General features: G+C 69.3%; 16 protein-coding genes. 10 read left to right on the top strand and 6 right to left on the bottom strand.

Annotated features, from left to right (window positions below; genetic code table 11):
• Positions 1-9 precede the first annotated feature (9 nt).
• The 6 genes from AB0A61_RS15415 (at position 10) to pqqE (ending at position 5,039) form a co-directional block, all read left to right on the top strand.
• Positions 10-1,719, top strand: coding sequence for a PQQ-dependent dehydrogenase, methanol/ethanol family (locus AB0A61_RS15415; RefSeq protein WP_361291796.1), 1,710 nt, complete (start codon positions 10-12; stop codon positions 1,717-1,719).
• Between the two features lie 47 nt (positions 1,720-1,766).
• Complete coding sequence (gene pqqA / locus AB0A61_RS15410) at positions 1,767-1,862, top strand: pyrroloquinoline quinone precursor peptide PqqA (protein WP_361291794.1); 96 nt, start codon at positions 1,767-1,769, stop codon at positions 1,860-1,862.
• A gap of 116 nt (positions 1,863-1,978) precedes the next feature.
• Positions 1,979-2,866 carry a pyrroloquinoline quinone biosynthesis protein PqqB gene (gene pqqB / locus AB0A61_RS15405; RefSeq protein WP_361291792.1) on the top strand — a complete coding sequence of 296 codons (888 nt, stop codon included), beginning with the start codon at positions 1,979-1,981 and terminating at the stop codon, positions 2,864-2,866.
• Positions 2,867-2,870: 4 nt separating this feature from the next.
• On the top strand, positions 2,871-3,569 hold the full coding sequence (gene pqqC / locus AB0A61_RS15400) for a pyrroloquinoline-quinone synthase PqqC (protein ID WP_361291790.1): 699 nt from the start codon (positions 2,871-2,873) through the stop codon (positions 3,567-3,569).
• A 5-nt stretch (positions 3,570-3,574) separates the two neighbouring features.
• Complete coding sequence (pqqD, locus tag AB0A61_RS15395; RefSeq protein ID WP_361291788.1) at positions 3,575-3,904, top strand: pyrroloquinoline quinone biosynthesis peptide chaperone PqqD; 330 nt, start codon at positions 3,575-3,577, stop codon at positions 3,902-3,904.
• Positions 3,897-5,039: a pyrroloquinoline quinone biosynthesis protein PqqE gene (gene pqqE / locus AB0A61_RS15390; protein ID WP_361291786.1), complete on the top strand. Its 1,143-nt coding sequence runs from the start codon at positions 3,897-3,899 to the stop codon at positions 5,037-5,039. Before pqqD ends, pqqE begins: the two co-directional genes overlap by 8 nt.
• Before the next feature lie 54 nt (positions 5,040-5,093).
• Here pqqE and AB0A61_RS15385 read toward each other — a convergent pair whose 3' ends face one another.
• The 4 genes from AB0A61_RS15385 to AB0A61_RS15370 form a co-directional block, all read right to left on the bottom strand.
• The gene (locus tag AB0A61_RS15385) at positions 5,094-5,633 is read right to left on the bottom strand and encodes a manganese efflux pump (RefSeq protein ID WP_361291784.1); all 540 of its coding nucleotides are present in this window, start codon (positions 5,631-5,633) and stop codon (positions 5,094-5,096) included.
• Positions 5,634-5,911: 278 nt separating this feature from the next.
• Entirely contained in the window at positions 5,912-8,104 is a 2,193-nt protein-coding gene (gene katG / locus AB0A61_RS15380) for a catalase/peroxidase HPI (RefSeq protein WP_361291782.1), read from the bottom strand.
• A gap of 362 nt (positions 8,105-8,466) precedes the next feature.
• Entirely contained in the window at positions 8,467-8,727 is a 261-nt protein-coding gene (locus tag AB0A61_RS15375; protein ID WP_361291780.1) for a helix-turn-helix transcriptional regulator, read from the bottom strand.
• 168 nt (positions 8,728-8,895) lie between these two features.
• Positions 8,896-9,735 (bottom strand): NAD(P)H-binding protein, encoded by an 840-nt coding sequence (locus AB0A61_RS15370; protein ID WP_361291778.1) that lies wholly within the window; start codon positions 9,733-9,735, stop codon positions 8,896-8,898.
• Between the two features lie 91 nt (positions 9,736-9,826).
• On the opposite strand from AB0A61_RS15370, the gene AB0A61_RS15365 reads away from it, so the two are divergent.
• The gene (locus AB0A61_RS15365; protein WP_361291776.1) at positions 9,827-10,198 is read left to right on the top strand and encodes a helix-turn-helix domain-containing protein; all 372 of its coding nucleotides are present in this window, start codon (positions 9,827-9,829) and stop codon (positions 10,196-10,198) included.
• A gap of 782 nt (positions 10,199-10,980) precedes the next feature.
• Here the strand turns inward: AB0A61_RS15365 and AB0A61_RS15360 are convergent.
• Positions 10,981-11,673, bottom strand: a complete 693-nt coding sequence (locus AB0A61_RS15360; RefSeq protein WP_361291774.1) for a response regulator — start codon at positions 11,671-11,673, stop codon at positions 10,981-10,983.
• The gene (locus AB0A61_RS15355) at positions 11,670-13,337 is read right to left on the bottom strand and encodes a sensor histidine kinase (RefSeq protein WP_361291772.1); all 1,668 of its coding nucleotides are present in this window, start codon (positions 13,335-13,337) and stop codon (positions 11,670-11,672) included. Before AB0A61_RS15355 ends, AB0A61_RS15360 begins: the two co-directional genes overlap by 4 nt.
• Positions 13,338-13,637: 300 nt before the next feature.
• On the opposite strand from AB0A61_RS15355, the gene AB0A61_RS15350 reads away from it, so the two are divergent.
• From AB0A61_RS15350 to AB0A61_RS15340, 3 genes are all read left to right on the top strand, one after another.
• On the top strand, positions 13,638-14,498 hold the full coding sequence (locus tag AB0A61_RS15350; protein ID WP_361291770.1) for an ABC transporter ATP-binding protein: 861 nt from the start codon (positions 13,638-13,640) through the stop codon (positions 14,496-14,498).
• Positions 14,495-15,373 (top strand): ABC transporter permease, encoded by an 879-nt coding sequence (locus AB0A61_RS15345; RefSeq protein WP_361291768.1) that lies wholly within the window; start codon positions 14,495-14,497, stop codon positions 15,371-15,373. Before AB0A61_RS15350 ends, AB0A61_RS15345 begins: the two co-directional genes overlap by 4 nt.
• Positions 15,374-15,464: 91 nt before the next feature.
• Positions 15,465-16,550: an ABC transporter substrate-binding protein gene (locus AB0A61_RS15340; protein ID WP_361291766.1), complete on the top strand. Its 1,086-nt coding sequence runs from the start codon at positions 15,465-15,467 to the stop codon at positions 16,548-16,550.
• Positions 16,551-16,759 lie beyond the last annotated feature (209 nt).

Below are 16,759 nucleotides of genomic sequence, written 5' to 3'. Positions count from 1 at the left end.
GTGGAGGAAATGACCGTCGACTACGCCGACTACGTCGACGCCGGTGAGGCTGTCGATCAGGGAGTCCTGAGCGGCAAGGTCGCGGGCGGGGATGTCGCGCCGCCGGTAGTAGCCGGCGTCGACTACGAGCGCATACTCAATGCTCGCGAGGAACCCCAGAACTGGCTCACCTATTACGGCGCCTACAACGGGCAACGGTACAGCCCGCTGGACCAGATCAACACGGACACCGTCAAGCGCCTCGTCCCCGCATGGGTCTTCCAGGCCGGCACGACCGGCCTGATCGCGGGCGCCTCGACCTACTCGTTCGAGGCCGCCCCGATCGTCGTCGACGGGGTCATGTTCCTCTCCGGCTGGGACGGCTGGGTGTGGGCCCTTGACGCGAAGACGGGTGTGGAGATCTGGCGGTACAAGCATGCGGTCCCCTTCGACGTCTCCTTGTGCTGCGGGAACGTGAACCGTGGGGTCGCCGTGGCTCAGGGGAAGGTCTTCTTCGTCACGGCGAATGCTCGTGTGCTCGCGCTCGACGCCACCACCGGCAAGCCGGTCTGGGACAAGACCTACGGGGACGTCAGGGCCGGGGAGAGCGCCACGCTCGCCCCGCTGGTCGTGAAGAACATGGTCATCGTCGGAAGTTCCGGCGGCGAGTTCGGCGTACGCGGCCACCTCGACGCGTTCGATCTCGAAACCGGCGAGCATCAGTGGCGCTGCTACACGGTGCCCAAGCCGGGGGAGCCCGGCTCGGAGACCTGGCCCGCCGACGGCGAGGCCTGGGCACGGGGCGGGGCGAACTGCTGGATCACCGGCAGCTTCGACCCGGAGACGAACCTGTTGTACGTCGGCACCGGCAACCCGGCGCCCGACTTCGACGGAGGGGTCCGCGAGGGCGACAACCTCTTCACCGACAGCATCATCGCCGTGGACGTGGACAGCGGTCAGATCCGCTGGCACTACCAGTGCACCCCGCACGACGTGTGGGACTACGACAGCATCGGCGAGTGCATCCTGTTCGAGCAGGACGGGCGCAAACTGCTCGGGCACTTCGACAAGAACGGCTACTTCTTCGTCCTCGACCGCACGAGCGGCGAGAGGGTCCAGATCACCCCCTTCGTGGACCGGATCACATGGGGAGCGATCACGAGGGACGGCAGGGTGACGGCCAAGGTGTACCCGGACAAGGAAGGAGAACCGGTCCACTTCTACCCGGGTCCGGCCGGCGCCAAGGAATGGACCCATGCGGCCTACAGCCCGAAGACCGAGCTCTTCTACGTCCCCGTCCAGGACACCGGTGCCACGGCCACCCGGCGGCGCCGGGAGTTCAAGGAGAGCATTCCCTACTGGGGCGCGGGCGTTCAGGTGGACATCGAGGACATGGCGGGGTCCATCAGCGCCTTCGACGCAGGCGGCGAGGAGAAGTGGCGCTGGCGCAACGAACTCCCGATGTGCGCCTCGACGCTGGCCACCGGCGGTGACCTGGTGTTCGCCGGCGAGGCCTCCGGGGAGTTCAACGCGCTCGACGCCCGCACCGGGGAGCTGCTGTGGCAGTTCCAGTGCGGAAGCGGCCACCACAGCAGCCCGACCACCTACATGGTCGACGGCAGGCAGTACGTGGCCGTGCCGGTCGGCTGGGGAGCATGGGCCGAGGGATTCCTCCCCGGCATGCTCGGCGCGGGGCACGGAAGCGCCCTGATCGTCTTCGCCCTTCCGGAACCGTCGTAGCGCGTGACCGGAGCCTGCCGTGATCCCGGCAGAGAGGAGGTGAATCCATGGAGTCTCTGCTCGCTGTGTGGGAGACGCCCGATTTCGACGAGATCGCAGTCGCGGCCGAGGTGACCATGTACCTCGCTCGGTTGGAGGACTAGCGGATGTGGGGCGGCGCCGGACCTGGTCCGGCGCCGCCCGACGGCTCGGGACGGCCACACACGGCCGGGCCGGTGACGGACCCGTGTCCTCGGTGAACGATGAACGGAGTGCCGACGTGTTGCTGCGAGTGCTGGGCTCGGCGGCGGGGGGCGGCTCCCCGCAGTGGAACTGCGGCTGCCCGGTGTGCGCCGCGGTCCGCTCCCGCCCCGGCCTCGCGCGCACCCAGTCGTCGGTCGCGGTCAGCGCCGACCGCCGCCGGTGGTTCCTCTTCAACGCCTCGCCCGACGTCCGCACCCAGATCGAGGCCTTCCCCGGCCTGCACCCGCACGACGACCGGACGACGCCGCTGGAGGCGGTGCTGCTCACCGACGCCGAGCTGGACCACACGCTGGGCCTGCTCCTGTTGCGCGAGGCCCGCGCCCTGCGGCTGTACGCCACACCGGCGGTGCGCAAGACCCTGTCCGACGGCTCGGGGATTCTGCGGACGCTCGAGCGCTACTGCCCGGTCGAGTGGCGGGCAGTGATCCCGGGCACCGGCCTTGCCCTGGCGGACGGGCTGTCCTGCCGGGCGTTCGACGTACCCACCACCAAGCGCGACCGGTTCGGAGCCGGGGTGGACCACGGCCGCGTCGTGGGCTACCGGCTGACCGACGAGCGCAGCGGGGGAAGTCTGGTGTACCTGCCAGGGGTGCAATCGCTGACGGCGGCACTGCGCGTGGAGATCGAGGGCAGCGCATGCCTGCTGATCGACGGGACCTGCTGGCACGACGACGAGCTCGTACGGCTCGGCCTGGCCGGCAAGACGGCACGGGAGATGGGCCACCTGCCCATCGACGGCCCGGACGGCAGCCTGGCGCAGCTCCCGTCGCTGGATGTGGGGCGGACGATCTTCGTGCACATGAACAACACCAACCCGATCCTCCTGGAGGACACGCCCGAGCGGCGTACCTTGGAGGAGAGCGGCATGGAAGTGGCCATGGACGGCCTCGAGGTCCAGGTGTAGAGCCGTGACGACGACAACCACCACGACCGGCGCCGACGGCTTCGTCGAGACGTTGCGGGCCCACTCGCGGCGATACCACGACCAGCACCCGTTCCACGTCCGGATGAACGCCGGCCGGCTGAGCCGCCGGCAGATCCGGGGCTGGGTGGCCAACCGCTTCTACTACCAGGAGAACATCCCCCGCAAGGACGCCGCGATCCTTTCCAACTGCCCCGACCTCGAGGTCCGTCGCCGCTGGATCCGACGGATCGTCGAGCACGACGGCACTGCCGCCGGTGAGGGCGGCATCGAGGCGTGGCTGCGCCTCGGCGAGGCCTCCGGACTGACCCGCGAGGAGGTCCGGGACCACCGGCACCTGGTACCCGGGGTGCGGTTCGCCGTCGACGCCTACGTGGACTTCGCCCGGACCCGCCCGTGGGTGGAGGCGGTTGCGTCCTCGCTCACCGAGCTGTTCGCGCCCGACCTGATGGCGGCGCGGCTCGCCGCGTTCGAGCGGTGGTACCCGTGGATCGACCCCGAGGGCCTTGCCTACTTCCGCGCCCGCCTGGAACAGGCCCCCCGCGACTGCGAGCACGCCCTCGAGGTGGTCACCGCGCACTGCCTCTCCGCCGAGTCCCGGGCGCGCGCCGTCGACGCGCTGTCGTTCAAGTGCGACGTCCTGTGGAGCCTGATGGACGCCATCGACCAGGCCTACCCGGAGTGACCACCATGGACCCGACCCATACCGGAACGACCCAGACCAGCAGCACGACCCGGCCCGGCGTCGGGGTGTCCGGCTCGGACCGGCCCCGGTTGGCGGCCCACGTCCGGCTGACCTTCTGCCGGACCAGGCAGCGCAAGGTCCTGCTGCACCCCGAGACGGTGGTGGTTCTGAACGGCAGCGGCGCGGCCATCCTCGAGCTGTGCGACGGGCGGCACACCGTGGCCGAGATCGTGGCCGAACTGGGCGCGCGCTATGAGACCGTCCCCGACGACGAGGTCCGGCAGTTCCTGGCCCGGCTCGTCGCCCGGCGCTGGGTGGAGCTCACCGATGGATAGCCCCTTCGGGCTGCTCGCCGAGCTCACCTACCGCTGCCCGCTGGCCTGCCCGTACTGCTCCAACCCGCTGAACCTGGGCGACTACCAGGACGAGCTGACCACCGACGAGTGGCTGCGGGTGCTGACCGAGGCCGAGGACCTGGGAGTTCTGCAGTGCCACCTGTCCGGCGGGGAACCGCTGCTGCGGCGCGACCTGGTGGAGCTCGTGGCGCACGCCCATGCCCTGGGCCTCTACACCAACCTCATCACCAGCGCCCTCGGGTTCTCGCGTCCGAGGGCCGAACAGCTGCGGGCCGCCGGCCTGGATCACGTGCAGATCAGCATCCAGTCCGACGAACCGACCGTGTCCGACCGGATCGCCGGGATCCCGTCCTTCCGACGCAAGATCGAGGCGATGGGCGTGGTCAAGGAGCTGGGCTGGCCGCTCACCATGAACGTGGTGCTGCACCGGCACAACATCGACCGCGTCGCCGACGTGCTCGCTCTGGCCGAGGAGGTGGGCGCGGACCGGGTGGAGCTGGCCAACACCCAGTACTACGGCTGGGCCTGGCGAAACCGTGCCGCGCTGCTGCCGAGCCGGGCCCAGCTCGAGGCGGCCGAGGCCGTCGTACGGGCCGCCGACGAGCGGTTGCGGGACCGCGTGGACATCATCTACGTCATCCCCGACTACTACAGCCGCTACCCGAAGCCCTGCATGGGCGGCTGGGCCTCCCGGCAGCTGACCGTGACGCCGAACGGCGACGTCCTGCCCTGCCCGGCCGCCCAGTCCCTGCCGTTGCCGCGGGCCAGCGTGCGGGAGGACCCGCTGGAGCGGATCTGGGCCGAGGCCCCCGTGATGACCGCGTTCCGCGGGACCGACTGGATGCCGGAACCCTGCCGGAGCTGCCCCCGGCGGGAGGTGGACTTCGGCGGGTGCCGCTGCCAGGCGTTCCTGCTCACCGGCGACGCCGCCCGCACCGATCCGGTCTGCTACCTGTCGCCCGACCACGACCTGGTCGCCCGGGCGGTCGAGGCCGCCAACGCCGACTCGCGGGACGACGATCCTCCGCTGGTCCCGCGCCCGCACCGACCCGGTGTGCCACCTGTCGCCCGGTCACGACCCGGTCGCCCGGGTGGTCGAGGCCGCCAATGCTGACTCTCGGGCCGGCGATCTTCCGCTGCACCCCTGCCTGCCTCGCGGTGGAGCGGGTCAGTCGCCGAACCACAACGGCAGCGCCGCAGCCGCGATGATCAAGGTGACCCCGCTCAGCAGGTCCGAGCGGATCCGGATGAGGCGCGCCGCGGCCCGCCCGAGCTGCAGCCCGACCAGCGACAACACTGCCGTCATGACGCCGAAGACGGCGGCCGAGAACCACGGCGAGAGCCCGAGAACCCCCAGGCTCGCCCCGGCGAACAAGTTGTCCAGGCTCAGCGTCAACGGGATGCCGAACAACGCCCACGGGTGGTCCAACTCGTCCGGCTCGGGGTTCCGGAGGGACGAGATGACGAGGTAGAGACCGTACCCGCCGAGCGCGGCCGCGCCCACCACGTCGGCGACGTTCCCGACGGACTCCCCGATCTGGTGACCGATCAACAGCCCGACCAGGGGCATGAGCGCGTCCCACAGCCCGAAGGTCAGCGCGACCTGCACCGCGCGCTTCAAACCGAATGGGACCGTGCCGAGCGCGATCGATACTCGGAAATTGTCGAGACTGAGTACGAAACCCAGGACCAGTATTTCCCAGATCATGGCGACGCCGCTGCCCGATGACGACCGGTCTCGGCGGAAACGACTCTGCCTCGGCTAGCATCCACCATAATTCTACAGAGTATCTCAGACGGTTCGCGCAATAAACCCGGCAAGCCGATTTACGGAAGATTCTCGAGACCACTCGCCCGACGGCAGGCCGGCCCTTGCAAAAGGCTCGCTGATTGAACCTGCGCACCTCATTTGAACACCTTGTGGGTGGTGTTATCGCACTTCGCCACGTCCCGGACGGCCGATGAGAGCCGGCCGGGACGTCGGGCTCAGGCGAGGTCGAACCGGTCGAGATTCATCACCTTGTTCCACGCTGCCACGAAGTCACGTGCGAATTTGTCTCTCGCATCCTGGGACGCGTAGACCTCCGAGACGGCTCGGAGCTGGGAGTGCGCACCGAAGATCAGGTCGACGGCGGTGGCGGTCCACCTGACCTCGCCGGTGGCGCGATCCCGGCCTTCGAACACGTTCTCGTCCGTAGCCGACGCCTTCCACTCCGTGCCCATGTCGAGCAGGTTGACGAAGAAGTCGTTGGTCAGGCTTTCCGGCCGGTGGGTGAAGACACCGTGGGGGGATCCCTTGAAGCCGGTGTTCAGGGCCCGCATGCCGCCGATCAGCACCGTCATCTCGGGAGCGGTCAGCGTCAGCAGGTTGGCGCGGTCCAGCATGAGGGTCTCCGGCGACAGCTTCTCGCCCGCCGGGAGGTAGTTGCGGAAGGCATCCGCCTTGGGCTCCAGCACGGCGAACGACGCCGCGTCGGTCTGCTCCTGCGAGGCGTCCGTACGGCCCGGTGCGAACGGAACCGTGACGTCGTACCCGGCGTTCCTCGCGGCCTGCTCGACGGCCGCGCACCCGCCGAGGACGATCAGGTCGGCGAGGGAGACCCGCGTTCCGCCGGTCTGCGAGGCGTTGAAGTCCTGCTGGATCTCTTCGAGCGTGCGCAGTACCTCCGTCACCTCGGGGAGGTCGTTGAGTTCCCAGTCCTTCTGCGGCGCGAGCCGGATTCGTGCTCCGTTCGCCCCGCCGCGCTTGTCGGTGCCGCGGAAGCTGGCCGCCGACGCCCAGGCGGTGGTGACTAGCTGGGAGATGGACAGGCCCGAGGCGAGGATCCTGCCCTTGAGGCCGGCGATGTCCTCGTCCCCGACCAGCTCGTGCTCGACGTCGGGAACGGGGTCCTGCCACAGCTGCGGCTCGGGAATCCACGGGCCGAGGTAACGCGAGAGGGGTCCCATGTCGCGGTGCAGCAGTTTGTACCACGCCTTGGCGAACGCCACCGCGAGCTCGTCCGGGTTCTCGTGGAACTTCTTCGTGATCGGCCCGTAGACCGGGTCCACCTTCAGCGCGAGGTCCGTCGTCAGCATCATGGGGGCGTGCCGCTTCGACGGATCATGGGCGTCGCGTACGGCGTTCCGGGCCGCGGGATCCGAGGGAGTCCACTGGTGGGCGCCGGCGGGGCTGCTCGTCAGCTCCCACTCGTACCCGTAGAGATTGTCCAGGTACCCGTTGTCCCACGTGGTCGGCTCGGTGGTCCATGCGCCCTCCAGACCGCTGGTGAGCGCGTGGGGGCCCGTACCGCTGCCGTATGTGTTCCGCCAGCCGAGGCCCTGCTGCTCGATGGAGGCGGCCTCGGGTTCCGGGCCGACATAACTGGGGTCGACCGCGCCATGACACTTGCCGAAGGTGTGGCCGCCGACGATGAGTGCGACCGTCTCCTCGTCATTCATCGCCATGCGCCCGAACGTCTCCCGAACGTCCTGGGCGGCAGCCAACGGGTCCGGGTTTCCGTTGGGGCCCTCCGGATTGACGTAGATCAGTCCCATCTGCACGGCGGCGAAAGGACCGGTGAGTTCCCTGTCGCCGCTGTAGCGCTCATCTCCGAGCCATGTGTCCTCGAGCCCCCAGAAGATCTCCTCGGGTTCCCAGATGTCCTCCCGCCCGAAACCGAACCCGAACGTCTTGAACCCCATGGATTCCATGGCGCAGTTTCCGGCGAAGACCAGAAGATCGGCCCAGGAGATTTTCCGGCCGTACTTCTGTTTGACCGGCCAAAGCAGACGGCGCGCCTTGTCCAGGCTCGCGTTGTCCGGCCAGCTGTTGAGTGGGGCGAAGCGCTGTGCGCCGCTGCCGCCACCGCCGCGGCCGTCCGCGATGCGGTACGTGCCCGCGGCATGCCAGCTCATCCGGATGAAGAGCGGCCCGTAGTGACCGTAGTCCGCAGGCCACCAGTCCTGGGATGTCGTCATCACCTCGAAGACGTCGCGCTTCAGCGCGTCGACGTCGAGGGTCGCGAACTCTTCCGCGTAGTCGAAGTCCTCGTCCATCGGGTTGGACCGGGGCGAGTGCTGGTGGAGGACCTGAAGGTCCAGCTGATTCGGCCACCAGTCCCGGTTCGTCCTGGGCCGCCGAGTCGGCGTGGGCGTCGGTGAAGGGATTGCCGGATTCTCGCTTTCACTGCCGGACATGCCCGTCCTTCTTCCTGCATCGGTGTTCCTTCTGCCGGCTGCCGCTCTGACGTCGTTGACTTTGCTGGTGTCGAGCACGTCGACACACACAATCAGCGCGCCATGGCGCCCACCAGCTGGAAAATGTGCTGTGCCGCGCCCGTATGGTCGCGCACCGCAGACCACACCTCTATGAAACACGCAGAGAACCCCGTATGACAGACGTGAGAGAAGGGGAGGCCTTTCTGCTCCCGTGCCGATTTCCGACGCAAGCCGAATCGCATACGACAGCCCCCGGACCCGACCGGGATCCGTGCGTTCTCGGGACTCATCACGGCGCGGTTCACCAGGCGTTACGCCGGGACATCGGCCGGAGACCGCTCTCATCCTGAGGACTTCGGCTCAACTCCCTGCGCCCGTCGTACGGACCACGCGGCGACATGGGCACGGGAACGCAGGCCGAGTGTGTTGCGGATGTTGCGGACGTGGGTCTCCACTGTGCGCACCGACAGATACAAGCGGGCTGCTATCTGTCGGTTGGTGAGTCCGGCAGCCACCAGGGCGATCACTTCTCGTTCGCGCGCGCTGAGCGGGTCGTGCCCACCCGACGCGGCTTCCCGCCGTCCGTCTCGCGCGTAGTCCACGATGTGTCGCGGATTCGGCCGGCGCCCAGCCGCAAGCGCACCCTCGGCCCGCGCCTTGGGCAGCGCCCCCACGGCTGTGGCCGCCGCCTCCTCCACCTGCGCCCGGACCAGGGAGGCAGCACGAGGGTGCGGCGGCAGTTCTGGGACGTCGGGCGGCGCTGACCAGTCTCAGCGGAACGCGGCGACATTGCGGGCGGCCCAGTCGGCGAACGGGCGCGGGGCGCGGCCGAGGACCCGCTGCACGTCCGGGCTGACGCGCAGCTCGGCCGGGCTCGGGGAACCGAGGATGTCCAGGGTGTCCTCGGCGAGCTCCATCGGCATGCTCCGGGCCATGGCGGCCTTGGCCTCGTCGCGGGTGAGGGCGTGGAACCGCACCGGCGAGCCCAGCGCGGCGGCGATGGCCTCCGCCTGCCGGCGCGGCGTGATCACCTCCGGGCCGGTCAGCTCGTACACGCCGCCGGTGTGCCGGTCGTCCAGCAGGCAGGCCGCCGCGACCTCGGCGATGTCCGCCGGGTCGATGATCGGCACCCCGACGTCGCCGAAGGGTGCGGCCACGACCCGCCGCGCGCGGACGGACTCGGCCCACCACAGGGCGTTGGAGGCGAAGCCGCCCGGCCGCAGGACGGCCCACTCCAGGCCGGATTCCCGCAGCACGTCCTCCACCGCTCGCATCGCGATCCGAGTTGGGCCGAAGGGCCTGGTGGCCACGCCCTGCGAGGAGAGCAGGACGACCCGGCGGACCCCGCCGGCCGCGGCTTGGCCGATGAGGTCGGCCGGGCCGGCCCCGGTGGCGTGCATGTCGCCGGACAGCAGCAGGAACAGCGCCTTCGCCCCGGCCAGCACGGGCTCAAGGCTGGTCGGTTCGGCCAGGTCGGCCGTCACATGGCGGCCGCCGTCCGGCGCCGCCGCCGCGTGCCGCGACACGGCCGTCACCTGCTCGCCCGCCTCGGCCAGCGCCCGCGTCAACGGCCGGCCCACGTTCCCGGTAGCCCCGGTCACCACGATCATGATCAGCCCCTCGTCCGATGTCCTGTGTGGCCCTGACGCTAGGAGCATGGCTTACTTTTGGTAAGGGCATACCTTGAAGTAAGCTCATCACATGGCGGGAGGCGCGCAGTTCATACGGGCCGAGGCGGGCGAGCGGTATGAGGTGTTTCACACCGACTGCCCCGCGCGCGATATGGTCGACCACGTGACCAGCAGGTGGGGCATCTGGGTGTTGATCTCCTTGCGGAGCAACGACCTCCGGTTCTACGAGCTGCGCGAGAGCATCCAGGGCATCAGCGAGAAGATGCTTGCCCAGACCCTGCGGACGCTGGTCCAGGACGGCCTGGTCTGGCGGGAGGTCGCGCCGACGACGCCGCCCCAGGTCACCTACGGGCTGACCGAGTTCGGCCGGGACGTCGGCGAGCCGCTGACGGAGCTGTTCGACCGGATCACACGGCGGCTGTCGGCGCGCAGCGCGGGATAGCGTGGTAGTGGCCGACCGCGAAGGCGCATCCAGCGTGACCGAGGATCCCACGACCCCGAGGACCTGTCCGGCTGGTCCGCGTCGCCGCCGGGAGGGGAGCCTGAGCCACGCTCAGCTCGCGCCGAGGCGGCCGGGTGGCCGAGTTCGACATCGCGCGGTTCGACGCCCAGCAGATCGTGCCGGCCCGAACCGCCGGCCATGCGTCTGATCGCCGCGATGGGCCGTTGAGGGCCGCCGCCGGCGGAAGCGCCGGCGTTCTCCTTGGTCCACCGGAGGAACGAGCGCGCCGACCCGTCGATCCGATGTGGTGTGAGGAGCCGGCAGGCTCGATCCGGATTACGGTGAGCGCTGCTCGTGGCGGCTTGACCTGTTGCCATACCACGGCGTTCGTCGAGAACTGCATTCTGCCGGACCGGTGCCGCAGCCCTCTTCAGAGGTCGTGGCCACCGCAGCCCGCTGTCGGCCCGTGGTGGGATCACGCCCGGCCACGCCGGCGGCACGCCTACGGCAGGGGCGCCATGGCGGACGACCCTGTAAAGGCCGTTCAAAAACCGGAGTACGTGCGCGAGAAGGGGGGCGCAGCCGACGGAACCCCGCCGTGTGCCGCCCACAGACCGGCACGGCGCGTACCACCAGGAGCCATGACAACTGGGCGTACCGCGGCTCGCAGGCGAGAGCGTCCGCCGGGTTGCGGCAGCCCGGCGTGTCCGCGGCAGCCGAACGGACGGACCGGAAGGATTCCGGCCGCGGGCAGGACCGCCGTGGAGTGCCTCTGCAGTGGTTCAGCGCGCGATGGGTCGGTACCGGTGCTCGGGGCGGCCGTTGGTGCCGTAGCGGAGTTCCAGGCGGACCGTACCCTCCTTGACGAGGTAGGACAGGTACCGCTGGGCCGTGGCGCGGGAGACGCCGGTCGCCTCGGCGGCCTCGGCGGCCGACAGGGCGGTGCGGGCGTTGCGCAGGGCGTGGTGGATGGCGGTGAGCGTGGGGGCGGAGTGGCCCTTGGCCGGGACCCGGGGAACGGCGGGTGGGCGGGCGGCGCTGAACAGGGCGTCGACGTCGGCCTGATCGGCCGTGCTCGTCCGGCTGAGCGCGTCCACGCGGTCGCGAAGCTGGCGGTAGGCGATGAGCCGTTCGGCGAGGTCGGCTGAGCCGAACGGCTTCACCAGATAGCCGATGGCACCGAGTTTCATCGCGGCACGGACGGACGATATGTCGTGGTCGGCGGTGACCATGAGGGCGTCGGGGCGGGCGTCGCCCTGGTCCTGGCTGAGCTGCCGCAGGATGTCGAGTCCGCTGCCGTCGGGCAGGAAGACGTCGAGCAGTATCAGGTCCGGGTGCAGGGCGCGGACCGCCGTCAGTGCCTCCGCTACGGTTGCTGCCTCGCCGACCACCTCGAAGCCCTCGACCCGGTGCACGTACTCGCTGTGGATCTGGCCGACCCGGAAGTCGTCGTCCACCACCAGGATCCGGATCACCAGCCCTCACCTCCCATCGGCAGCGCCGTCGTGAAGAGGGCTCCCTGCGGCACCGGTGCCGTGTCCGGCAGCGGCAGTTCGACCGTGAAGACGGCGCCCGGGCCCTCGCTGACCGTGATGGTGCCGCCGTGTCGCTGCACCAGCCGGTGCACCAGGGCCAGCCCCAGGCCGCGGCGTGCAGTGCCTCGCTCCGGGCGGGTGGACCAGCCGTCCTCGAAGATCGTCTGGGAGGTCTCCGCGGCGATGCCTGGACCGTTGTCCGCCACACGTACGACGATCAGCTCGTCACCCTCGGCCAGCGTCAGCCCGATGCGGCGTCCGCCGTCGGCGGGTGGTGCGTCGGCCGTCGCGTCGATGGCGTTGTCGAGCAGGTTGCCGACGATGGTCAGCAGACGCCGCAGGTGCGGGGGATCCGCTCCGAGTGCGGAGTCGTCGGTCAGGACGATCCGCACCCCGCGTTCGGCGGCGACCGTTGTCTTCGCCACGATGAGCCCGACCATCAGCGGGTTGCCGATGTGCCGGCGCACGTCCTCGGTCAGTGCCTGCCCGGAGCGAGCCGTCTCGATGGCGTATTCGTACGCGGATTGTTGTTCGCCGATGTCCAGCAGCCCGGCCAGGGTGTGCATCCGATTGGTGAACTCGTGCTGCTGGGCCCGCAGAGCGTCGGTCAGCCCGCGCACGGAGTCCAGTTCGCGCAGCAGGCCGATCAGCTCAGTGCGGTCGCGCACGGTGACGACGGCTCCCAGTTCGTGGCCGTGCAGGGTGACCGGCATGCGGTTGACGGCGAGACAGTGGTCGTCGGTCAGTACGCTGACGTCGGTGCCCGGCAGGGTGCCGTCCAGCGCGCGGCGCAGCCGGCCGTCGGGCAGCACCTCCTCCAGGCGGCTGCCGAGCGCGGTGCCGAGGCCGAGCAACCGCCGGGCCTCGTCGTTCACGACGGTTATCCTCCCGTCGGGGTCGAAGGCGACCACGCCCTCCCGAATGCCGTGGAGCATCGCCTCGCGGTCCTGCAGCAGGCCGGCGATCTCCTCCAGCTCCAGGCCGAACGTGGTCCGCTTCAGACGTCGGGCCAGCAGATAGGCCGCGGTCGCGCCGAGAGCGGTGGCGATCGTGGCGTACAGCCCGAAGGTCGGCAGCTCGCGCCACAGCTCGCCGAGTACGTCGTGTTCCGGTATGCCCACCGACACCTCGCCGACCAGTGCGCCGGAGGGCCCGTGCAGGGGCGCCTTGCCGTTGGCGGACCGCCCGGTTGCGCCCTGGTCGGCGCCGACGTGTGGGCGGCCGTCCCGCACCACGATCGGCTCGTCCACGGGCTCGCCGATCAGAGCGGGGATGGGGTGTGAGTGCCGTAGGCCGTGCAGGTCGATCACGACGACGTACGACGCCCCGGAGGCCCGGCGGATCCGTTCTGCGACCGTCTGTACCACGTCGCCGCCGCCCCCGCGTTCCATGGCTTGCTGGATCTGAGGGTCCGCAGCCGTGGTCTGTGCGATGGCCAGGGCCCGCTGTTCGTAGGAGCGGTCGAGTTCGGCCCGTTGCGCGAAGGCGAACAGGACGAAGCCGATCACGCCGGTGAGCGCGAGGATGACGAGCTGGTTGGCGAGGATCCGCGTGGACAGTCTCCGCTTCCCGCCGCGGCCTGTTCGGATACGGATGGGTATCACGGGTGCCTCTTCGTTCCGGTCGTGCGTCGTGCCGGGCCGGCCGATGCACGTGCCCGGGTGGCGCGATTGTGCCTGATGGCCAGAGCGCTGCCCACCCCTCGTCCGACGAGCAGAACGAGCAGAAGCTCGGTTTACGCAACTATTGCGGGATAGCTCGGAAACAGCGACGTCATACGCGGCTGCCTCTAGCGTCTGCCTTCCTCGGCCTGCGAGGGACCTCGATGAATCTCCCGACGAACCCCCGACGAACCCCCGAGGAACCCCCGAGGAACTCCGTACGAAGGAAGGAAGCGGCCCCACATGGCTTCGCGAAACGATGTCGCGACGAGCCCAGGGACCGATGCGGCGGGCCACGTGAACGCGCGCATCGAGATATCCGGGCTCACCAAGCGATTCCTGACCCCTGCCGGTGAGGTGTTCACGGCGCTGCAAGGCGTTTCGTTCACCGTGGAGCCGGGCCAGTTCTGCGCCGTGGTGGGTCCCACCGGCTGCGGCAAGTCCACGACACTGAGCATGGTGTCCGGGCTCGACCGGCCCAGCGAGGGATCGGTCAAGGTGGGCGGATACGAGGTGGACGGCATCACCGACGGCGTCAGCTTCATGTTCCAGACCGACGCGCTGCTGCCCTGGAAGACCGTCCTCGGCAACGTGCTGATGGGTCCCGTCTTCCGCGGGGTGCCCAAGCAGCAGGCGCAGGCTTCGGCGCGCGACTGGCTGCGCCGGGTCGGGCTCGCCGGGTTCGAGGACCGCTACCCCCACCAGCTGTCCGGCGGTATGCGCAAGCGCGTGGCGATGGCCGCGGCGCTGATCAACGAGCCGAAGATCCTGATCATGGACGAGCCGTTCGGTGCCCTGGACGTGCAGACCAAGGCGATCATGTCGACCGAGTTGCTGAGCCTGTGGGAGCAGATCCGACCGTCCGTCATCTTCATCACCCACGACCTGGACGAGGCCGTCGCACTCGCCGACCGGGTGGTCGTGATGACCTCCAGCCCCGGCTCGGTCAAGGCGGTCTTCGACATCGACCTCCCCCGCCCGCGCGGCTCCGTCCAGGAGATCCGCTTCCAGCCCCGCTTCATAGAACTCCAGCACAAGATCTGGGACACGCTGCGCGAAGAGGTGGAGCGCGCCTACGCACTCACCGCCGGAGGCAAGGAATGAGTACGACCTCCACCGTTTCCGCCGCCTCCGTCACCGACGGCGGGAAAGGCGCAGCCGCGACCGTCGCGCAGCGTGCCCGCCAGCGGCGCGGGGCCCTGGTGTGGGCCGGCCGTATCGGTCTTGCGGTCCTTGTGATCGGCGGTTGGCAGGCGTTCACCACCTGGGGCGTCGTCGACCCGTTCTTCTTCGGGCAACCGTCGGGCATCTGGACGCGGCTGATCGACCTCTTCCAACACGGCACCCAGTTCGGCTCCTTCTACCAGAACATCTGGACCACCATCGAGGAAGCGCTCATCGGCTTCGCCGTGGGCTCCCTCACCGGGGTCGTCTTCGGCGTTGTGCTCGGGCAGAGCCGTTACCTCTCCGACGTGCTCGGCCCCTACATCAAGATGGTCAACGCCATCCCGCGTATCGTCCTCGGCTCGATCTTCATCGTCGCCTTCGGAATCGGCGTGACTCCGAAGATCCTGCTCGCCGCGGTGCTGGTGTTCTTCATCGTCTTCTTCAACGCCTTCCAAGGCGTCCGCGAGGTCGACCGCAACGTCCTCGCCAACGTCAGGGTGCTGGGCGCCTCCCGGATGCAGATCACCCGGCACGTCATCGTGCCCTCCGCACTGACCTGGATCATCGCCAGCCTGCACAGCGCCTTCGGCTTCGCCATCGTCGGCGCGCTCGTCGGCGAGGTGCTCGGCGCGCAGAGCGGCCTGGGCCTGGTCATCAAGACCGCTCAGAACAACTTCGACCCCAACGGCGTGTTCGCCACGATGCTGGTCATCGCGGTGATCGTGCTCGGCGCGGAGTGGCTGATCGGCAAGCTCGAACGCCGGCTGCTCTCCTGGCGCCCGCCGTCTCCCTCCGAGACGAACGTCCTCTGACGCCGGCGTCCCTCCGGCCCGTATCCCCACCTCTTCTTCCCCGCGCCCCCGTACAGCGGTTCCCGCAGTCCCGAAAGGTGTATGCCTCGCCATGCTCAAGAGAACCCTCACCGCGTCCATCGTCACCGTCCTCGCCCTCGGTGCTGCCACCGCGTGTTCCAGCAACTCCGGCAGTTCCGGATCGTCCGGCTCCGGCGGCACCCCGACCGTCCGCCTCATGGTCGGCGGCATCGACAAGCAGATCTATCTGCCCTATCAGCTCGCCCAGAACCTCGGCTTCTACAAGAAGTACGGCGTCGAGGTCGAGCTGAGCACCGAGCAGAACGGCGGTGTCGGCGCCGAGGAGGCCATGGCATCGGGACAGGTCGACATGGCCGGCGCCTGGTACAACCACACCATCGAATTCCAGGCAAAGGGCAAGGCGGTCGAGGACGTCGTTCAGCTGTCCGGTGCGCCGGGCGAGCGGGAGATGTGCACCGAGAAGAGCGGCGTGAAGTCGGCCGCCGATTTCAAGGGCAAGACGCTCGGAGTCACCGACCTGGGCTCGGGCACCGACACCCTCACCCAGTTCATGGCGGCGAAGAAGGGCGTCAAGACCAACCAGTTCCACCGGCTCGCGGTCGGTGCCGGCTCCACCGCCGTCGCCGCGCTGCAGAACGGCAAGGCCGACTGCGTCATGACGACCCAACCGACGGTCGCCGCGATCCAGAAGAAGGGCGTCGGCACCTCCGCGATCGATCTGGCCACCACCGACGGCGCCAAGGCGGCGCTGGGGGGTGAGTTCCCTGCCGCGAGCGTCCTCGCCCGTACCGACTGGGTGAACTCGCACAAGGACGCGGTGCAGAAGGTCGTCGACGCGCTCGTGGCCACCATGCACTGGATCCACGACCACAGCGCCGCCGATATCGCGAACAAGCTGCCGGCGTCATTCGTGCAGAACCAGCTGGTCACCAAGGCCGACTACATCACGGCCCTGAACGAGGACAAGGGCCAGTTCCTGCCCGACGGAATCATGCCGGCCGACGGCCCGAAGACCGCCCTGGCCACCGAGAAGATGGTCGGGACCGTGACCTCGTCGGTGGACCTCAGCAAGACATTCACCAACGAGTTCGCCATCAACGCCAACAAGAAGGAGGGCCTCACCACCACCACGACCCCTGCCGGGGCCGACGGCTGAGCCCCTCTCGCCCACACGAGGCCGTCCAGGCAACCACAGCCCGGGCGGCCTCGGCCGTGCACACGGCGGACCACATTCCCGCACACGCCTCACTCACCGTCGCCCTGTCGGCTCGCCCTGGGTCAGCAAGAGGTCAGCGTGCGCCGTGGCCGCGTCCCCGCTTGCCGGCCTTCCGGCGGCTGCGCAGACCAGTGCGTGGGTCCGTCACC

Source organism: Streptomyces sp. NPDC046197 (assembly GCF_040646295.1).
Lineage (GTDB): Bacteria > Actinomycetota > Actinomycetes > Streptomycetales > Streptomycetaceae > Streptomyces.
Note: the sequence above shows the minus strand (reverse complement) of the source record. Positions and strands in the feature narration are given on the sequence as shown.

Excerpts from the sequence above, each read along its gene's own strand:
- AB0A61_RS15385 (WP_361291784.1), bottom strand. The coding sequence starts at position 5,633 with ATGATCTGGGAAATACTGGTCCTGGGTTTCGTACTCAGTCTCGACAAT.
- pqqA (WP_361291794.1), top strand. The coding sequence starts at position 1,767 with ATGGAGTCTCTGCTCGCTGTGTGGGAGACGCCCGATTTCGACGAGATC.
- pqqD (WP_361291788.1), top strand. The coding sequence starts at position 3,575 with ATGGACCCGACCCATACCGGAACGACCCAGACCAGCAGCACGACCCGG.
- katG (WP_361291782.1), bottom strand. The coding sequence starts at position 8,104 with ATGTCCGGCAGTGAAAGCGAGAATCCGGCAATCCCTTCACCGACGCCC.
- AB0A61_RS15365 (WP_361291776.1), top strand. The coding sequence starts at position 9,827 with ATGGCGGGAGGCGCGCAGTTCATACGGGCCGAGGCGGGCGAGCGGTAT.
- AB0A61_RS15350 (WP_361291770.1), top strand. The coding sequence starts at position 13,638 with ATGGCTTCGCGAAACGATGTCGCGACGAGCCCAGGGACCGATGCGGCG.
- AB0A61_RS15370 (WP_361291778.1), bottom strand. The coding sequence starts at position 9,735 with ATGATCGTGGTGACCGGGGCTACCGGGAACGTGGGCCGGCCGTTGACG.
- AB0A61_RS15415 (WP_361291796.1), top strand. The coding sequence starts at position 10 with ATGACCGTCGACTACGCCGACTACGTCGACGCCGGTGAGGCTGTCGAT.
- AB0A61_RS15345 (WP_361291768.1), top strand. The coding sequence starts at position 14,495 with ATGAGTACGACCTCCACCGTTTCCGCCGCCTCCGTCACCGACGGCGGG.
- AB0A61_RS15340 (WP_361291766.1), top strand. The coding sequence starts at position 15,465 with ATGCTCAAGAGAACCCTCACCGCGTCCATCGTCACCGTCCTCGCCCTC.
- pqqE (WP_361291786.1), top strand. The coding sequence starts at position 3,897 with ATGGATAGCCCCTTCGGGCTGCTCGCCGAGCTCACCTACCGCTGCCCG.